Consider the following 17,593-nt stretch of genomic DNA (forward strand, 5'->3'; position numbering starts at 1 on the left):
ATGAAAATAGTATGAAAAATATTAAAATTACTGGGGATTCAAGAATTGACTTTCTAAATCCTCTGAATGGAGAACAAGTGGATGCTAAAGGAACAGACACGCTATTCCAGGCTTGCCAATATCACTAAAGTCATCAATACGAAGCTCGAATTGCGGAAAGTGCTTCAGCATGTAACCACCGCGATTTCTGAAGAAATTGTCCAATGCAACTCCGTAGGCATTTTTTTGCCTCACGAAGACGGTAGTTTCCGCGCGTTCGTCGGAAAACCGGAGTTTATAAACGACAATTCGTTTGATTCACAAGTGCTTGATCTTGAAAAGGATTTGTTGGCAAAAGAAGTAATTGAAACACAGAAAACGATTTATATACCGGATACTTCAAAAGACCATCGCCCCGATCCAAGATCGGTGGAAGCCTTCGAGATAAAATCGCTGTTGGGCTTGCCTATTTCTTTTGAACAAGAGTTGTTTGGGCTGGTTTTTTTATTTGATCATGGCGCACCGATGAATTTGACGGAATCTGAAATTCAAAGTGTGGAGGCATACGTCAATATGGCTGCTGTCGCGATCCAGAATGCGAAAAACTTGGCCCAGAAAGAGAACTTGATTGCCGAAAATCAATTATTGCTTAATATATCCAAGGAATTATCGATGTGCTCTTCTATTCAGGAAAGCATTGAAAAAAGTTTTTACTATTTATCAAAAGTTCTGGGAAGCAATAACATGGCCGCCCATCTTTTGGATCCGTTGGATAAATCGAACATTTCCTTGACTAAGGTGAGTGAAGGATGCAATTGGACAGAAGTGGACTGCATAAAGAATCTTCCTGGTCTGCAGTTGGATCAGAGTTATGTAAGCCTGATTCAAAAAGTGATTTACTCCAGAAAAACGATGTCTATTTCCTATCGGACCACTAAAAAATTGCTTCTCATACCGATAGTTTCAATGAAAGAAGTTCTTGGTGTTATGACAGTTTTGAATTCGGGCGGAGACTACGACAACAGCCAAATTCAATTGGCTCAATCTATAGTTGATACCACAGCACCTACTTTTTCAAATCTGCTGTATATGGACCAATTGGAAAATATGGTAGAAGAACGTACAAGTGAGCTCGCGGCTGCAAATGAAAAAGTGACCAGTGTCATAGAAAGCATCACTGATGGGTTCTTTGCGTTGAATAAAGAGTGGGAATTCATCTATATCAACAAGCATCAATGTTTGCCGGATAATAAGTCGCCCAAAGAAGTGTTAGGGAAGAATATTTGGGATGTTATTCCTCAAAATATCGCTGCCATCATGTATGAAAAATTTCACCAGGCGATGTTTGAGCGTATACCGGTGCAATTCGAAATTCCTTCTCTAACGGAAGAATCTTGGTATGAAGTTGTCGCTTACCCGTTTGACGAGGGAATTTGCTGTTTGTTTAAAGACATAGCTGAAAAAAGGAAATATGAAAAGGAACTGAAAAGATTATCTAAATTGGATTTAATCGGCCAAATGGCGGCAGGAATCAGTCATGAAATCCGAAATCCAATGACGACCGTCCGGGGATTTTTGCAGTTATTAAAACAAGAAGAAGAGCTGCACAGGCATTTTAGTTATTTTGATTTGATGATTGAAGAGCTGGACCGCGCTAATTCAATTATCACCGAATTCCTTTCCATGGGAAATACAAGGTCCTCTGATTTGAAAAAGATGGATTTAAATTCCTTGATCAGCGATATTGCACCTTTAATAAAAATTGATACATTTAACCAAAACAAACTTATCGAATTCAATACCCAGGAAATTCCTGAAATGCTGATGAACCGAAATGAAATTCGGCAATTGATCATAAATTTATGCCGCAACGGGCTTGAAGCGATGATTGAAGGACAAGTTTTGACCATCAGCACTTACCAGAATGCGGAAGGATGTGTCGTACTGGCTATCCAGGACGAAGGTGAAGGGATTATGCCTGAAGTTCTTGAAAAAGTCGGAACTCCCTTTTATACAACAAAAGATAATGGAACCGGATTGGGACTCGGCATCAGCTATGCTATTGCCGCACGTCACAATGCGAAAATTGATATCGAGACAGGGCCGGGGGGCACTATCTTCTATACTACATTCTGTAATCGGGCCGAAGAATAGTTCTTTTAAAAGAACGGCAAAAATATAGTGGAATTAAAAAAGGAGAACGTTTGATAACTTCAAACATTCTCCTTTTAGCTGTTCAAATAGTTGGTAAAGTTTATTCTCAATTATTTGTTCTAGTTCTTCCGATAGGCGGTGCATAGCAGAGAAAACAGATTGCTTTGAATAGCTTGTGTCCCAAGTGATTCATTATGAGCGACTCAATACCAGATACGAGCAACTTCCGGCTGAATACGAGCAAGTTTTTGCCAAATACGAGCAACTCATCTAAAAACTAAAAAAGTGGCACAAGCTAAGATGCTTGTGCCACTTTTATTTTTAAGAAATATGCAATTATTTAAAAAACGGCACTTTTTTAAGTGCAATTACTGCCGGTATGGCGACCAGGAGTCCTACGACGTTTTGAACGATATTTCCGGGAATTGAAGCCGCTGGGACAATAAAGCTATTGAAGATGATGGCTTCACCAATATAATAAATGCCGAGCATGAAAGGAATAGAAACGATGGCGCCAATCAAATTGAAAGTCTTGCTTCCGCCGTTTCGTCCATTCGACCAGGCGATTTTCCCGACAATATAACCTTGCAGGCCACGTGCCAGAATGGAGATCGGTGCCCACAATGTCCATCCGGAAATCAAATCGAACAAGCCCATTCCGACCGCTCCAGCGATAGCTCCTTTTTTAGGGCCAAATAACATCGATATGATAAAGAGCATGGCTGTACCAAGATGCACCAATCCGCCATTCGCTGTGATCGGCAATTTGATGTTGAGCAGCAGTGTAGCGACAAAGACAAGGGCAATTGACATCGCCGTAAGAATTAAATCAAAAGTTCGGGCTCGCGAGTAAGCGGGCGATGGAGTAGTTGTTTTTTGCATAATCTTAACCTTCCTTATTGTCAGTTTTTATAATAAGGCTAACTTTAGCAAAGGATTGGCCTAGTTAAAAGTATCAATATGGTGAAATTCTTAATGGTCAGATTGAAAACGAGAGTTACAACACTCAATATCGCGCTCTTGTTAATTCAACTTTCAAAAGCGAAGGTCTTTTAGATAAAAGCTTAGTTATTATGATTTTTTCAAATCCATTGAATGATTTATATGGAGTAATTATTTCGGCACTCTAATTATTTCTCCAAACAATTACATTTTCCTATTTCAAATATACTGAATTATTTATAAGATTTTACAGCAAACTAAATTTTTAGGGGGAATATGTATGTTGAAAGTGTTGTTGGCTTCGGTGCTATCTTTTGCTCTAATTGGAAGCGCTTTATTTGCAGGATTAAATGGCAACGATACTGCCACAGTCCAAAACAGCAAGTATGAATTATCTTTGGCTGAACACGTAGGAGCTTCACCCGAACTTGCGGAAAGGGCCAAGAAAATGGGGATCGATCTTTCTAAAAAAGATCCTGCCGAAAAAGCGGATCAAGCGGGATCAAAGTTTCATACGCCAAATGATAACCGTGTTGCCTATAAAGTTTCTCAAGGAGATGTACCGGTCCTTGTGATTTTGGCGAAATATAAAGAAGGCGATGAACCCATCGGGGATATGCCTGGCCAAGTGCCAGCTGAATACTACGAAGACTTGATTTTTGGAAGCGAATACAATCCATATGAACTGCCTCAGTTAAAGAAGTACGCAGAATTTAATGGAGTTAGAGTTCCTACGGACAGTACGATGCAAAATGTCTACAAAGAATCTTCCTATGGTAAAGTGAATCTGATTCGCAAAGAAAACACTGATTACCTATGGGTGGAATTGCCGAAAGGCGCATAGTATTACCTGGATCAAAAAGGAACATATGCACAAGGAGGGAAATATGTACATGGCAATGTCAACGGAGATGCCCATACAGGGGAATTTGTCCGGGATTTACTAAAAGCCGCTGATGATCAAGTTGATTTCGCTCAATATGCGGTAGATGGAGAAGTGCCAAATATATTCGTTGTCCATGAAGGTACAGGAGCGGAGTTCAGCTCTGATCCGGCTCAATTGTGGTCACATAAATGGAGCTTATTAAGCGCATTATACTACGGGAAATATTATGAAACCGGACAGCCGGCCGATGTCTATGAAGGCAAAAGCCAAGAGCAGTGGATCGATGAAACGGTTGCTGAAGACATGACCTATGACGGCGTATTGATAAATAACTACAATCTCCAACCGGGTATCGGCGGCAACGTATCTGGATATGATGCAGCCACAGGTTCGTATTCGGATGCAGCAAAGACCGGGCCTTTCCCTGCTCAGCCTGGCGTTTATGCCCATGAATTTGGCCATGCCCTAGGATTGCCAGACTTCTATGACACCGTCTATTCGTCTGAAGGTGTAGGGAACTACTCAATGATGGCAGGCGGTTCATGGATGCGTTATCCGGATAATGCAGCATATTCAGGAAATGCACCAACACATTTTGATCCGTTCTCCAAAATCTTCTTAGGTTGGGTAAACCCGATTGAAGTGGAGCCGGAAAGCGGTGTGCAGCAAATTACATTGCCGGCGATCAATAATGCAAAAGCGGATAATGGTATTGTAAAGATGGAAGTGCCGGGTTCAAACGGTACAGAGTACTTCTTATTTGAAAACGTTTAGCAGGAAGGCTTCAATAAAGGATTAGGACGTCAAGGAACGGATGCCCATGGTTTGCTTGCTTGGCATGTCGATGAGAATATCATTAATTTGTACCAGGCAGCTGGCTTTCGTCCTAATAATGTCGAGAATTGGATGAACAAACGCTATCAATACAATCAGTTTGCGATAGCTGCCGATGGAACAAAAGTAACCCATTATGGTCTGTCTTTGCTTCAAGCGGACGGCAAATACCAGTTAGAGAAAAACGAGAACCGCGGTGATGCCGGTGACTTCTTTAAAACCGGCAGTCAAATTACCCCGGTCTCAAGCAAGGTTCATACCGGTTCGTATTACTTCTGGAAAGACAATAGCGCAATTCCGGCAGACTCCGGGATTCATGTAACCGACATCGCGGAAAACAAAGACGGTTCGATTAGCGCTAAATTCTTCTACACCAGCAATTCAAGCAGCAAATAAGATAAAGCAACCGCCGTGTCAGGCAATCATGCCTAACGCGGCGGTTTTTAGGCGAATGATATGTTTTTGAGAAAAGGAAAGTTCCAATTTGTCTGGCTCTTAATTTCCCGGCTCTATTTTAAGATGATCGTACTGGTATAATAAATGGTATAGTTATCAGTCCTAACAGCAGAAAGCTCTTATAAGAGAACGGTAAAGAGAATCGATTTTAAACTTTTTGTATAAGGGGATGAAGCAGATGCCTTTGGAAATCGTACGAAATGATATTACTAACATGCAAGCCGATGCCATTGTCAACGCAGCAAACGAAGCGCTCCGAATGGGGGGCGGTGTATGCGGTGCCATTTTCCGTGGAGCCGGAGCCAGGGAATTACAAGCAGCTTGCGATAAAATTGGCCATTGTCCTACTGGGGAATCGGTATACACAGATGCTTTTAACCTTCCGGCACAATACATTATCCATACGGTCGGACCGGTTTGGCAAGGCGGCAATCACGGAGAAGAGCACCTGCTTCGCAGTTGCTATAAAAATTCTCTGGAGTTAGCCGCATCTCTCGGTTGTGGGTCAATTGCCTTTCCTCTCATTTCTTCCGGCATTTACGGGTATCCGAAAGAGCAGGCGCTGCAGGTTGCGATATCCGAAATCCATGGTTTTTTGATGCAGCATGAAATACTCGTGTATATCGTGGTTTTTGATAAGCAATCGTTCGGCATCAGCGAAAAAATATACAACTCCATCAAGCAATATGTCGATGAAAATTATATCGACGAACATGAATTGCGCTTTCCCAACTACCGGCGCGTCTTTGAACAAGAAATCAAGTCGGAACAGGTCTATGGACAATCCCTGCAACTGGAAATTCACCAAAGAAGCCTGGAAGATATCGTTGGCCAAATCAACGAATCTTTTTCTGCCAGATTGCTGCGTTTCATTGATGAAAAGAACATGACTGATGTGGACACGTATAAAAAAGCGAATATCGACCGCAAACTGTTTTCAAAAATCCGCAGTTCCACGAATTACACGCCGATGAAGAAGACGGTCATCGCATTCGCGATTGCGCTGGAGCTTGATTTGGTTGAAACGGAAGAATTGCTGGAGGCTGCTGGCTACGCCTTATCCAAAAGCAGCAAATTCGATGTCATCGTTGAATATTTCATCGAACGTGGCAACTACAATATACATGAAATCAATGAAGCGCTGTTCGCGTTCGACCAGCAGCTGCTGGGTGCATAAAGTGTCGCTTTTCAAGCGACCTTTTTATTTTCCCGAAAGCTTATTCTTAAGTTGTAAAGTTTAACCGGAAAGAGATCCGGACCACAACTCAAGGAGGAAAATAAAATGGCATTAGACAACAGTACGGAATTGGTATTTATTCTCGACAAAAGCGGTTCGATGGGCGGGCTTGAAAGCGATACGATCGGCGGGTTCAATGCGCTGCTTGCTAAACAGAAAAAGGAGCCCGGTGATGTGAAAGTAACGACAGTCCTGTTCAATCAAGATTATGAACTGCTCCATGACCGATTGCCGATTACAGGCATTTCGCCAATAACGGAAAAGGAATACGAAGTGGGCGGCACCACGGCCTTGCTCGATGCAATCGGTTCGACGATCAACAAAATCGGCAATGTACAAAAACGCACCAGTGAAGACCAGCGGGCAGGAAAAGTGATGTTCGTCATAACGACGGATGGCATGGAAAACGCCAGCTGTGAATACAGTTACAATAAGATCAAGTCAATGATCAGCCATCAGAAAGAACGATACAATTGGGAATTCATCTTTATGGGTGCCAATATTGATGCTGTGAAAACAGCCGGCGATTTCGGCATCGCAGAAGAATTTGCGGTCAACTACCACGCTGATGAAGCGGGCACCCAGTTGAATTACAAAGTGATGAGTGAAACGATCAGCTCTTTCCGCCGCGGCAAACAACTGGACCGTTCCTGGAAAAAAGATATTGAAACTGATTTTGAACAACGGAAACGGAAATGATAAAGAACGGACCCTTCACATAGAAGGATCCGTATTTTATTTTACTTCTATCCGTCTTTGAACTGGCCTCATGGACATGAACGAATACCACTCATACAATAGAAGAAAAACGAAAAGAGGCGGTCAAGATGGAAAGGCAAATCTTGTTTATTCACAGTGCAGGCCCTCAAGGGATTGATCAAGGAAGCAGCGGACTCATCCGGTTTTTGGCGAAAGAGCTGGGCGATGAATTTGAACTGATTCATCCCGATATGCCAGATCCGGAGAACCCTGTTTACGGAAAGTGGAAGGAAAAATTGGCCTATGAGTTCGCTCAACTCAGGAAAGATGCGATTTTGGCTGGCCACTCAATCGGCGGTTCAGCATTGCTGAAATTCTTGTCGGAAGAGCCAATAGTTGGACCGTTTTCAGGGCTTTTCCTTGTTGCATCTCCAATATGGGGGTTTGAAAAGGACTGGGGAAAAGAAGATTTTATATTAGCTGATGATTTTGCTTCAAAACTACCGGAAATTCGGCGGATCGCCCTTTTCCATAGTATGGGCGACAACATTGTGCCTTACTCGCATCTTGAAAAATATGCAGAACTTCTTCCTTCTGCAGCTATCAAAAGCATCTCTGGCGATAGCCACCTTTTCGAAACAGGGTTAAAAGAACTGACAGATGAAATGAAAGGTTTATAGCAACGCGAGAAAGGTAAACAAAGCAAAAGCAGAAAATTGCTATGATCCACAGTGCAGGAAAAGGAGTGGTAAGGGATGAAAAAACAAAGCGTGAATCGTGTAGTTTTAATCGGCACTGGGGCTGTTGGCTGCAGTTATGCTTATTCATTCATCAATCAAGGCGTAGCAGAGGAACTGGTATTAATTGATGTAAATACAAAGAAAGCGGAAGGCGAAGCCATGGACCTCAACCACGGCATGCCTTTTGCTCCTGCGCCCGTCAATGTCTGGAATGGCACTTATGAAGATTGCGGAGTTGCTGATTTGATTGTTATAACAGCTGGACTTGCACAAAAACCTGGAGAAACCCGGTTGGATCTTGTGTCAAAAAATGCAGAGATTTTTACCGGCATCATCAAACAAGTTATGGCAAGCGGGTTTGATGGGATTTTCTTGATTGCTACCAATCCAGTGGATATCTTAACTTATGTGGCATGGAAAGAATCGGGTCTCCCGAAAGAGCGGGTCATTGGATCCGGCACGACATTGGATTCTGCCAGGTTCCGCTATTTGCTCGGACAGTATTTTAATGTGGATACTCGAAATGTGCATGCCGCGATTATTGGCGAGCACGGCGATACCGAACTTCCGGTGTGGAGCCATACCAATATAGGCCTGAACAGTGTAGATTCTTTATTAAGAAAGGAAGGCAAGTACACTCAGAAAGATCTTGATGATATTTTTCTCAATGTCCGGGATGCCGCCTATCACATTATAGAAAGAAAAGGCGCTACCTATTATGGCATAGGAATGTCTCTTGTCCGGATAACAAATGCCATTCTGAGGAATGAAAACAGTGTACTTCCTGTATCGGTATATTTGGACGGGGAATACGGACAGCAAGACGTCTTTGTCGGAGTTCCGGCCGTCATCAACCGGACGGGTATCCGGGAAGTGGTGGAAATCGAATTGAATCAAAAAGAACAGGAGCAGTTCGCCCATTCGGTGAAAGTGCTTAAAGAGACCATGGCTTCCGTGCTGTAACTAAAATCGGCCAGTCAATGAATTCACTTAACTAAATTAGAATTTATCAGGGAATGTGTTTGCTGAAGAAACCCTTCAACTTCGCAGTTGCTGAACATTTTCGAATCTTTTAAGGGATTAAGAAAAAATCCAAAGTGAAAAGAGCGTGATTTCAATGGAAGCAAGAAAACTTGGACAGCAAGGTCTTGAAGTATCCGCCATCGGACTTGGCTGCATGGGGATGTCAGAGTTTTACAGCGGTAGAGACGACAACGAATCCATTCAAACGATCCACCATGCGATAGACCGAGGCATTACATTTCTGGATACCGCTGATATGTACGGTGTGGGCGCGAATGAGGAATTGGTGGGACGGGCCGTTAAAGGACGGCGTGATCATGTCGTGATTGCCACCAAATTCGGCAATGTCAGAGGGGAAGATGGTTCTTTTAAAGGCATCAATGGCCATCCCGACTACGTCAAAAAAGCTTGCGATGCCAGTTTAAAACGGCTCGGAATAGATGCAATCGATTTGTATTACCAGCACCGGGTCGACTTGCATGTGCCAATCGAGGAAACAATTGGAGCGATGAGCGACTTGGTCAAGGAAGGGAAAGTCCGTTTTCTTGGCATGTCGGAAGCAGCGCCGCAAACTATCCGGAAAGCAGCGTCAGTTCACCCAATTTCAGCACTTCAGACCGAGTATTCGCTATGGAGCCGGGAAGTGGAAGAAGAGATTTTGCCGGTATGCAGGGAGCTTAACATCGGATTTGTTCCTTATAGTCCGCTCGGCCGTGGATTTTTGACGGGGCAGATCCAGAAATTCGAAGATTTAGCTGAAGACGATTACCGCCGCCATTCGCCTCGTTTCCAAGGTGAAAACTTCCAAAAGAACTTGGATCTGGTGAAAAAAGTGAAGGGAATGGCCGAGGCAAAAGGCTGCCGCCCAGCTCAACTGGCACTTGCTTGGCTGTTGGCACAAGGAGAAGACATTGTTCCGATACCTGGAACCAAAAGAGTGAAATACTTGGATGAAAATATCGGGGCATTGGAAGTGGAATTGACACCAGACGACTTAACGCAAATCAATGAAATCGCGCCTCGAGGCATTGCTGCAGGCGACCGGTATTCGGATATGAGAAGCGTTAACCGGTAAAAAAGAAGCAGCTTGATTTCAAAACATGCGTCGCTGATGCGGCGCTTTTTATTTTGGATGAATGGCATAAAACATAAGCAAAAATTTAAAGATTGCACTCATAAATCTGTATTATTTTACTAAACAATACGGTATTTTTATTCAAATTAGCAAAGAAAGTGTTAATATAGTCAGAATATTTAGTTAAATACGTTTAAGGAAAATACCGGAAGGGAAACTGAATAAAAGCTGCCTGCGCTTGCTAGCATGTTCTCCTTGGCCATACATAAACAGCAGGTCCTGGCTGCCAAAAAAATATTAGGAGGTTTTGGAATGAAAGCAATGAACACTGCAACGACTCTGCTGTTGATTTTAGTGCTTCTGATACCGCTTGGCGGAGGCGCAGCGCTGGCAGACAGCCATCAAAGTGGCGAAGCGACTGTTGAAACACCGGCTTTGGAAATGAGAAGTGAAGTTGACCGTATTTTATCGGAACATGGCTTTGGCACCATTACATTGATGCGCAAGATTTTCAACAAAGAGCCGGATGTCGAGCAGCTGAAAGAACTGGCTAATATGAATAGCCAGGATCTTCGTGCCGGATTTGCCTCTGTCTTTGGGGAAGGGCCTGCAGATGAATTCATTGCACTCTGGAACGAGCACAATGCTTTATTTGTAGAATATGCAACTGCTGCCACAAATAATGACCAGCAAGCGATGCAGGATGCAATGGTTAAAATGGAAGAAGGCGCCCATAAAATGGCCGCTCTCCAATCCCAGCTGTCAGAAGGGAGATTGTCTGAAGCCGTTGTTGCAGAAATGCTCATGACGCATGAACAGCAAGTGAAAGCATCATTTGATGCATATGTAGCAGGCGATTATCCAACCTCCTACTCGATGCAAAGCGAAGCGATGGCATATTTAGTGAATACGATGAGCAAAACGCTATCCACAGCATACGCGGAGCAATTTCCTGAAAAATACGATAATTCGAAAGCGTTGACCGTCGCGGGCAATCTCCGCTCAGATCTGAACCTGCTGCTCGGTGAACATTTTGCTGTCGCCGGAACAGTTATGCAAAAACGCTTCCAGGATGCACCGGATTTTGAAGCTAGCCTTGCAGCACTGAATGCCAATACGGGCAAAGTTGCTGCAGCCATAACTTCCATATACGGAGAAGAAGCAGGGAATCAGTTTGCGGCACTTTGGAACAGCCATAATGAATACTATCTGCAATATGTTGATGCCACTAAAAACAATAATGCAGAAGAAAAAGAGGCGGCCGTGGCAAATCTTGGCCAGTTCCGTGATGAATTTTCTCAATTCATGAGCACGGCGACGGAAGGCATCCTAGATGCGGCTGCAGTATCGGAAAACCTTCAAATGCATATCGATACAACACTTGGTACATTTGATAGTTTTGCGGCGGCTGATTATAGTGCCGCCTGGACAACCGCACGTGAAGGCTATGCCCATATGTTTGCTACGGCAAAGGTGTTCAGTGCGGCATTTGTCCAGCAATTTCCTGATAAATTCGCAGGTGTCCCAGCGATGCCTGAAACTGGAATGGGCGGCATGGCTAGAGTGTTTGATATGAATTCGCTTCTTTGGAGCCTGCCTTTCCTTGTAATCGCAGCTTTACTGGTATTTTCAAGAAGGAAAGTATTTGAATGAATGAAGTGAAAGAAGAGGGGAAATACCCCTCTTTTTCTTAAGAGAGGTGATGTGTTTGACATCGTTTGCCAAAAAATCACTCCTCCTATATTTCCTATTTCTGTTTACGACTATCAATGGCAATCCAGGCCAGCATATGGAGACATTGGCAAGCAGCAATCAAGGCAACGCGCCTGAAATCATGAATTCAAACTTAAGCGACCGGATATGGGAAAGGCAGTTGCGAAGAGAGAAATTTGAGGATAAGAACACTCCTGATCCTAAGCTGCCGGTGAAAATGGATCCGGTCATCCAGCCTCAATCGCCAGGAGTAGTGCCGTCAGCCATCGAGATTCCGGCTATTGATGTTAAGGCGACTATCGTCCATGTCGGCAAAGCCAAAGATGGCAGTATGGCAGTGCCCGAAGATATCGAGACCGTCGGCTGGTACAAACACGGCACGGAACCGGGTGATTCTGGAAATGCAGTGATGGCAGGGCATGTGGACGGATTATCCGGTCCGGCAATTTTTTTCGATTTGAACAAACTGAAAAAAGGAGATGAAATCCACATTGCCGATGCGGATGGCAATCAACTGACGTTCGTTGTTACAAAGAAAAAAAAGTATTTTCCGGATGAAGCGCCTTTGTTGAAGATTTTTGGCGACAACCCAAAAGCTAAATTGAATTTGATCACGTGCACCGGTTCATTCAACCGGAAAATCGGCCATTATGAAGAACGGCTCGTGGTATATACGGAGCTCGTTGAGTCGAATGATAGGAAATAATGCAGCTCGTTAAACAGGAGATCCTTCTGAAAACAAAGGAAAAAGATTTCCTTCCATTTTCAGAAAGGATCTTTCTCTTTGCTATTTTATATAAGCAGATTAAAGAATTAAAGAGAAGAAATTATTTTTCAGCTTTTTCTATTAACTGAATTTCCAATGCAAATTCTGTAAGAGCCACAATATACTGTTTCGGCTCGAAAGCATGGATGACGTGGTTGGCATGGACTTTTTGGTAGCGGGCTTGGGGAACCAATTCCAGAATTCGTTCGGCATCCTGATCATCCATGGCTCCAACCAGTCCATAATCCGCATAGCGATTCCAGTCAGCATGAAGCACCAGAACGGAACACCGGAGACTTTGCAGCGCAGATGCATGGTCAAGCCCTTCATAAAAACGGCCATCAACAAAAGCCCGGGCGAAATCCGGATCGAACATCGAAAGCGATTTCAGCAGCAGCCTCAATGTACTGGGGAACCCTGTTTCTACCGGCAGGCCGGGATGGGCCTCTTCGAATGTACGGATTTTTTTGGAAAGGTAACGGACAAACTGCGACGGCAGCCGTTTGACCCGGGTGTCTGATACCGGCATTTCCATACCATTGAAGTATTGGGCGAGGTCCCGATTTTCCGGATCACCTATACTATCGACGAGCTTCTTCAATCCATTATAGACAAAGCGATCCTGTTCTTTAAATCGGGGCATTTCGGCCGAAAAAACCGGCGCATCTTCCAGTACGATGGCTGATACAAATTGCGGGACATTAACAGCACACCATAAAGCGATGATTCCGCCTGAAGAATTGCCTGCGACAATGGCTTTCCGTTTTACCACTTTTTCTAAAAATGCTTTCATATCAAAGCCGACCGACTTCCAGGAATAATCTCCAGGAGTCCAGCTGGATTTCCCGTGGCCGCGTATATCAAGTGCATATACCTGGAAATTTCGTGATAAAGGCACCATCACTTTTTGATAACTTTCCCATATGCCCATTTGAGCGGGAATCAGCACTAATGGAGGACCATTATTCGGGCCAACCACGTGATTGAGTTTGACCTGCCCATTATCAAATTGACGTTCTACAAAGCCGGCTTTTTTTATTTTGGAAGCTGTGATCTTCCCGGAAAGCTGCTCATATGGATTTTTGTACATGGGGACTCCTTTCTGATGCATCTGTTTCTATCATTATACTCATTTTAATCTCTGGAATTAGGTAAATCTATCATAGGCGCATTAAAGTAATTTTGAGGAAAGAAGTGATCGAATGAAACAGATCAAGCTCGGAACGAGTGAATTGATGGCATCTGCAATTGCTCTTGGCTGTGCAGGAATCGGCAATCTTTCTGTAAGTGACGCTGAGAAAGTAATCCGCAATGCATTCAATCTAGGCATCAATATGTTTGATCATGCCGATATGTATCAGGCAGGCCAGTCAGAATCTGTGTTTTCGGATGCGATTGGCATGGAGCCGTCCATCCGTGAAAGCATGATCATCCAGACGAAGACCGGCATTCGCAGGAAATATTATGACCAATCAAAAGAACATATCCTGGAGTCAGTGGATGGCTCTTTGAAGCGTTTGAAAACGGAATACATTGACATCCTTTTGCTCCACCGGCCGGATGCTCTGGTGGAACCGGAAGAAGTAGCGGAAGCATTCAGCCGGCTGAATGCCAGCGGCAAAGTGCGCCATTTCGGTGTCAGCAACCATAACCCTATGCAGATTGAATTGCTGAAGAAGCATTTGGATCAGGATTTGATAGTCAATCAGCTGCAGCTGAGCGTTATGCATACCCCGATGCTGGATGTGGGGCTCCAAGTGAATACCAAAAACGAAAACGGCATAAATCGGGAGGGCAGTGTGCTGGATTACAGCCGCCTGACCGATATGACGGTACAAGCCTGGTCCCCTTTCCGGTACGGCCATTTTGAAGGTTTTTTCGTAGATAATGAAGACATGCCGGAGGTTAATGCCAAGCTGCAGGAGATTGGAGACAAATACGGCGTCACGAAGTCGGCTATTGCAGTTGCCTGGATTTTGCGCCATCCAGCGAAAATCCAGGCCATTGTCGGAACAATGCGGCCTGGGCGGCTGACTGCCATTTCCAAAGCTTCAGATATCCAGCTGACGAGAACGGAATGGTACGAAATTTATTGGGCTGCCGGAAATGTCTTGCCGTAATCTATAACAGGTTGAACGCAGCATAAAGGTCATAGAGATTTCTAATAGCGGTTTTACGAATCCGGGCATCCTAATATTAGGGATGCTTTTTTTGAGTTGCTTCAAACGCAGGAATTATTTGCGTTTTTCATAACCCTTTTCGGGTAAGCAGTAATTAGGACCAAAAATGGAAATTTGGCATAGAAATAGACCAGGGCAATAGCGGCAATACTATTTATAGAAAAGAGGCGAAGCCAGTGAGCCAAGGAAAGATGAAAACGTTGGGTTTTTACAAGCCTGGAAATCATTCAAATTCTCCGGACTTTCAATTCATTGAAATTGATAAACCAGTTCCGGCCGGCAGGAATCTGCTCGTGAAAGTGCAGGCCATATCAGTGAACCCAACAGATTTGCGGACACGCGATGCTAAAAAGGACAACGATGAATCATTGACGGTTGTAGGCCGGGATGTTGCCGGTGTGGTCGTAGAAGCGGGAGAAAACTGTTCTTTATTTAAAGCGGGTGATGAAGTTTTCTATGCAGGCACGAGTGCCGCACCGGGAGGGCAAAGTGAGTTTCATTTAGTGGATGAACGCATTGTCGGAAAAAAACCGCAAAGCATCGATTTTGCACATGCAGCGGCTATGCCGCTGACCAGCTTAACGGTATGTGAAGCGCTGTTTGACCGTTTAGGCATTTCCCGCATTGCAGCGGATAACAGTGGAAAAACAATCTTGATTATCGGCGCTGCTGGCGGTGTCGGATCCGTAGCGACCCAGATTGCGAAACTGGCCGGCCTTCAAGTGGTGGGTACTGCTTCAAGGAAGGAAACGGTCGAATGGGCAAAAGACCACGGAACTGATTATGTCATCAATCACCGGGAACCGATTCAGGCACAGCTAAAAGAGCTTGGTTTAGAAGGTGTACATTATATTTTCTGCCTGACAAATACCGACGACCACATGGAAGCCATGGGGAAAGTGATTTTGCCGCAAGGAAAAGTCTGCTCAATTCTTCCGGCTCAAAAGCCGATCTCTATGGCATTCTTTTCTAAAAGTGTAACATTTGTTTATGAATTGATGTACACCCGGTCGATTTTTCAAACAGAAGATATGATTGAGCAGCACCATTATCTCAATGACTTGGCGGAATGGATTGATGAGGGGAAAGTCCGTTCTACGCTGAATCAACACTTCAAGCCAATAAATATCGAGAATTTGAAACAGGCATATGAACAATTGCTGACGGGCAGGACCATAGGAAAAATAGTGCTGGAAGGCCCTTTTGAACAGTAAGTATTTTTAAGTGAACAGCGGCAGTAAAGCGGGCTCTAGTAAAATTAATTGAGAAATGAGGGGAAGCAATGTTTGAAAACAAGGCTGGCAGTTATGTGATTGATTTGTTAAAAGAGTGGGGCGTAGAACACATATACGGGATGCCGGGGGATTCCATCAATGAGTTTATGGAAGAACTGCGAAAAGAAGAGGCGATCCGTTTTATTCAGATACGCCATGAAGAAACAGGCGCATTGGCTGCATCCGCTTACTCCAAGTTAACCGGACGGATCGGCGTTTGCATGTCGATTGCAGGACCGGGAGCGGTCCATTTGCAAAATGGCTTATACGATGCGCAAAAAGACAAAACGCCAGTATTGGCGATTGTTGGCCAAGTGAGCAGCACATCGGTCGGAACGGATACCTTCCAAGAACTGAAACTTGAATCGATGTTTGAAGATGTGGCAGTGTACAACCGTCGCGTGCAGTCGGCGGATCAGCTGCCGGACATGCTGAACCAGGCGATCCGGACTGCTTACGCTGAAAAAGGTCCGGCCGTACTGATCGTGTCGGATGATTTATTCGCTGAAAAGGTCAAACGGAAAACTCCTTTGACTTCTTCGGCCTATGCGGTCCCTAAAATACGTGCTGCGGAAGATGATCTGCAGGAAGGTGCCCGCTTGATTCAGGCAGCGAAAAAACCGGTAATTTTAGCCGGCAAAGGGGCGAGAGGTGCTGAAGCGGAATTGATGGCATTTGCTGAAAAGATCAAAGCGCCCATTATTGCTTCACTTCCTGCAAAAGGGATTATCCCGGACGACCATCCGCAAAATCTCGGACAGCTCGGCCAATTGGGGACCCAGCCGTCAGAAGAAGCGATGAAAGAAGCGGATTTACTGATTTTAGCAGGCACTGCGTTTCCTTACCGTGACTATTTGCCGGACAATGCTCCGTCCATTCAAATCGATATTGAACCGCGGGTGATCGGCAAATATTATCCTGTGACGGTTGGGATTGTAGGTGATCTTGGACCCGCAATATCGTGGTTTACGGCGCAAGTAAATGAGAAAGAAGCTGATTTTTTAGCGATATACATGCAGAAACGGGAAGCTTGGCGCGCTAAGCTGCAGCAGGATATGAACAAAGAAACTCCGGTTCTCCAACCGCAGCATGTATTAGCGGAAGTTCAGCAAATCATGGAGAAAGACGCAGTCATATCCTTGGATGTAGGCAGCGTCACCATCTGGACTGCCCGTTATTTGCAGCTCTCGGGACAATCTCTCGTCGTCTCTGCTTGGCTTGCGACTATGGGCTGTTCGTTGCCAGGAGCTATTGCAGCAAAATTGGCTTACCCGGAACGGCAAGTGATCGGCTTGATTGGCGATGGCGGTTTTTCGATGGGAATGCAGGATTTTGTCACGGCGGTCAAATACAGCCTGCCGATGACACTTGTTGTATTCAACAACCAAAAAATTCAGCTGATCGAACACGAACAAGAGCAAAAAGGCAATCCGGCAACGAATGTGGAAATCGCCAACATCGATTTCGCAGCTTTTGCAGCGGCTTGCGGAGGAATCGGCTTTACCGCGAAAAACCGTACAGAATTGAAAGAAGCACTGGCTAAAGCGAAAGAAAGCACAAAACCGGTTGTCATTGATGCTTATGTCGAAGATATCTCCCCACTGGAATAGCAGCTTGTAAAATCCTTTGTCTATT

16 protein-coding genes are annotated in these 17,593 nt (G+C 44.4%); 14 read left to right on the forward strand and 2 right to left on the reverse strand.

What is annotated here, in order from left to right:
• Window positions 1-81: 81 nt before the first annotated feature.
• Window positions 82-2,133, forward strand: a complete 2,052-nt coding sequence (locus tag AC3AQ9_RS03800; protein ID WP_488306116.1) for a GAF domain-containing sensor histidine kinase — start codon at window positions 82-84, stop codon at window positions 2,131-2,133.
• Window positions 2,134-2,469: 336 nt separating this feature from the next.
• Here AC3AQ9_RS03800 and AC3AQ9_RS03805 read toward each other — a convergent pair whose 3' ends face one another.
• Window positions 2,470-3,015, reverse strand: coding sequence for an ECF transporter S component (locus tag AC3AQ9_RS03805; RefSeq protein ID WP_488306117.1), 546 nt, complete (start codon window positions 3,013-3,015; stop codon window positions 2,470-2,472).
• Window positions 3,016-3,355: 340 nt separating this feature from the next.
• On the opposite strand from AC3AQ9_RS03805, the gene AC3AQ9_RS03810 reads away from it, so the two are divergent.
• The 10 genes from AC3AQ9_RS03810 to AC3AQ9_RS03855 all read left to right on the forward strand — a co-directional run bounded on the left by AC3AQ9_RS03810 (window position 3,356) and on the right by AC3AQ9_RS03855 (window position 12,444).
• Entirely contained in the window at window positions 3,356-3,919 is a 564-nt protein-coding gene (locus AC3AQ9_RS03810; RefSeq protein ID WP_488306118.1) for a hypothetical protein, read from the forward strand.
• A gap of 6 nt (window positions 3,920-3,925) precedes the next feature.
• Window positions 3,926-4,735, forward strand: a complete 810-nt coding sequence (locus AC3AQ9_RS03815) for a M6 family metalloprotease domain-containing protein (protein WP_488306818.1) — start codon at window positions 3,926-3,928, stop codon at window positions 4,733-4,735.
• A 51-nt stretch (window positions 4,736-4,786) separates the two neighbouring features.
• The gene (locus tag AC3AQ9_RS03820; protein ID WP_488306119.1) at window positions 4,787-5,191 is read left to right on the forward strand and encodes a hypothetical protein; all 405 of its coding nucleotides are present in this window, start codon (window positions 4,787-4,789) and stop codon (window positions 5,189-5,191) included.
• A gap of 238 nt (window positions 5,192-5,429) precedes the next feature.
• Window positions 5,430-6,428: a macro domain-containing protein gene (locus AC3AQ9_RS03825; protein ID WP_488306120.1), complete on the forward strand. Its 999-nt coding sequence runs from the start codon at window positions 5,430-5,432 to the stop codon at window positions 6,426-6,428.
• 105 nt (window positions 6,429-6,533) lie between these two features.
• On the forward strand, window positions 6,534-7,187 hold the full coding sequence (locus AC3AQ9_RS03830) for a vWA domain-containing protein (protein WP_488306121.1): 654 nt from the start codon (window positions 6,534-6,536) through the stop codon (window positions 7,185-7,187).
• 128 nt (window positions 7,188-7,315) lie between these two features.
• Window positions 7,316-7,867 carry an alpha/beta hydrolase gene (locus AC3AQ9_RS03835; RefSeq protein ID WP_488306122.1) on the forward strand — a complete coding sequence of 184 codons (552 nt, stop codon included), beginning with the start codon at window positions 7,316-7,318 and terminating at the stop codon, window positions 7,865-7,867.
• A gap of 75 nt (window positions 7,868-7,942) precedes the next feature.
• Entirely contained in the window at window positions 7,943-8,890 is a 948-nt protein-coding gene (locus AC3AQ9_RS03840; protein ID WP_488306123.1) for an L-lactate dehydrogenase, read from the forward strand.
• Window positions 8,891-9,044: 154 nt separating this feature from the next.
• A complete protein-coding gene (locus AC3AQ9_RS03845; protein WP_488306124.1) occupies window positions 9,045-10,025 on the forward strand; it encodes an aldo/keto reductase in 981 nt (326 codons plus the stop codon).
• 312 nt (window positions 10,026-10,337) lie between these two features.
• The gene (locus tag AC3AQ9_RS03850) at window positions 10,338-11,678 is read left to right on the forward strand and encodes a copper amine oxidase (RefSeq protein WP_488306125.1); all 1,341 of its coding nucleotides are present in this window, start codon (window positions 10,338-10,340) and stop codon (window positions 11,676-11,678) included.
• Between the two features lie 55 nt (window positions 11,679-11,733).
• The gene (locus AC3AQ9_RS03855) at window positions 11,734-12,444 is read left to right on the forward strand and encodes a class F sortase (protein ID WP_488306126.1); all 711 of its coding nucleotides are present in this window, start codon (window positions 11,734-11,736) and stop codon (window positions 12,442-12,444) included.
• Window positions 12,445-12,565: 121 nt separating this feature from the next.
• On the opposite strand, the gene AC3AQ9_RS03860 is transcribed toward AC3AQ9_RS03855, so the two are convergent.
• Window positions 12,566-13,594 carry an alpha/beta fold hydrolase gene (locus AC3AQ9_RS03860; RefSeq protein ID WP_488306127.1) on the reverse strand — a complete coding sequence of 343 codons (1,029 nt, stop codon included), beginning with the start codon at window positions 13,592-13,594 and terminating at the stop codon, window positions 12,566-12,568.
• 112 nt (window positions 13,595-13,706) lie between these two features.
• Between AC3AQ9_RS03860 and AC3AQ9_RS03865 the strand changes: the two genes are divergently transcribed.
• The 3 genes from AC3AQ9_RS03865 to AC3AQ9_RS03875 all read left to right on the forward strand — a co-directional run bounded on the left by AC3AQ9_RS03865 (window position 13,707) and on the right by AC3AQ9_RS03875 (window position 17,568).
• Window positions 13,707-14,624, forward strand: a complete 918-nt coding sequence (locus AC3AQ9_RS03865; RefSeq protein ID WP_488306128.1) for an aldo/keto reductase — start codon at window positions 13,707-13,709, stop codon at window positions 14,622-14,624.
• A 251-nt stretch (window positions 14,625-14,875) separates the two neighbouring features.
• Complete coding sequence (locus AC3AQ9_RS03870) at window positions 14,876-15,898, forward strand: zinc-binding alcohol dehydrogenase family protein (RefSeq protein WP_488306819.1); 1,023 nt, start codon at window positions 14,876-14,878, stop codon at window positions 15,896-15,898.
• A gap of 68 nt (window positions 15,899-15,966) precedes the next feature.
• Window positions 15,967-17,568: a pyruvate oxidase gene (locus AC3AQ9_RS03875; RefSeq protein WP_488306129.1), complete on the forward strand. Its 1,602-nt coding sequence runs from the start codon at window positions 15,967-15,969 to the stop codon at window positions 17,566-17,568.
• The last annotated feature ends 25 nt before the right edge of the window (window positions 17,569-17,593 follow it).

It is taken from the genome of Planococcus sp. VCh962 (genome assembly GCF_057748275.1).

What these genes read in the sequence shown, in the direction of transcription:
- AC3AQ9_RS03810 (WP_488306118.1), top strand. Translation starts at nt 3,356, where the DNA reads ATGTTGAAAGTGTTGTTGGCTTCGGTGCTATCTTTTGCTCTAATTGGA.
- AC3AQ9_RS03865 (WP_488306128.1), top strand. Translation starts at nt 13,707, where the DNA reads ATGAAACAGATCAAGCTCGGAACGAGTGAATTGATGGCATCTGCAATT.
- AC3AQ9_RS03840 (WP_488306123.1), top strand. Translation starts at nt 7,943, where the DNA reads ATGAAAAAACAAAGCGTGAATCGTGTAGTTTTAATCGGCACTGGGGCT.
- AC3AQ9_RS03805 (WP_488306117.1), bottom strand. Translation starts at nt 3,015, where the DNA reads ATGCAAAAAACAACTACTCCATCGCCCGCTTACTCGCGAGCCCGAACT.
- AC3AQ9_RS03850 (WP_488306125.1), top strand. Translation starts at nt 10,338, where the DNA reads ATGAAAGCAATGAACACTGCAACGACTCTGCTGTTGATTTTAGTGCTT.
- AC3AQ9_RS03845 (WP_488306124.1), top strand. Translation starts at nt 9,045, where the DNA reads ATGGAAGCAAGAAAACTTGGACAGCAAGGTCTTGAAGTATCCGCCATC.
- AC3AQ9_RS03870 (WP_488306819.1), top strand. Translation starts at nt 14,876, where the DNA reads ATGAAAACGTTGGGTTTTTACAAGCCTGGAAATCATTCAAATTCTCCG.
- AC3AQ9_RS03830 (WP_488306121.1), top strand. Translation starts at nt 6,534, where the DNA reads ATGGCATTAGACAACAGTACGGAATTGGTATTTATTCTCGACAAAAGC.
- AC3AQ9_RS03835 (WP_488306122.1), top strand. Translation starts at nt 7,316, where the DNA reads ATGGAAAGGCAAATCTTGTTTATTCACAGTGCAGGCCCTCAAGGGATT.
- AC3AQ9_RS03860 (WP_488306127.1), bottom strand. Translation starts at nt 13,594, where the DNA reads ATGTACAAAAATCCATATGAGCAGCTTTCCGGGAAGATCACAGCTTCC.
- AC3AQ9_RS03800 (WP_488306116.1), top strand. Translation starts at nt 82, where the DNA reads ATGCTAAAGGAACAGACACGCTATTCCAGGCTTGCCAATATCACTAAA.
- AC3AQ9_RS03825 (WP_488306120.1), top strand. Translation starts at nt 5,430, where the DNA reads ATGCCTTTGGAAATCGTACGAAATGATATTACTAACATGCAAGCCGAT.
- AC3AQ9_RS03875 (WP_488306129.1), top strand. Translation starts at nt 15,967, where the DNA reads ATGTTTGAAAACAAGGCTGGCAGTTATGTGATTGATTTGTTAAAAGAG.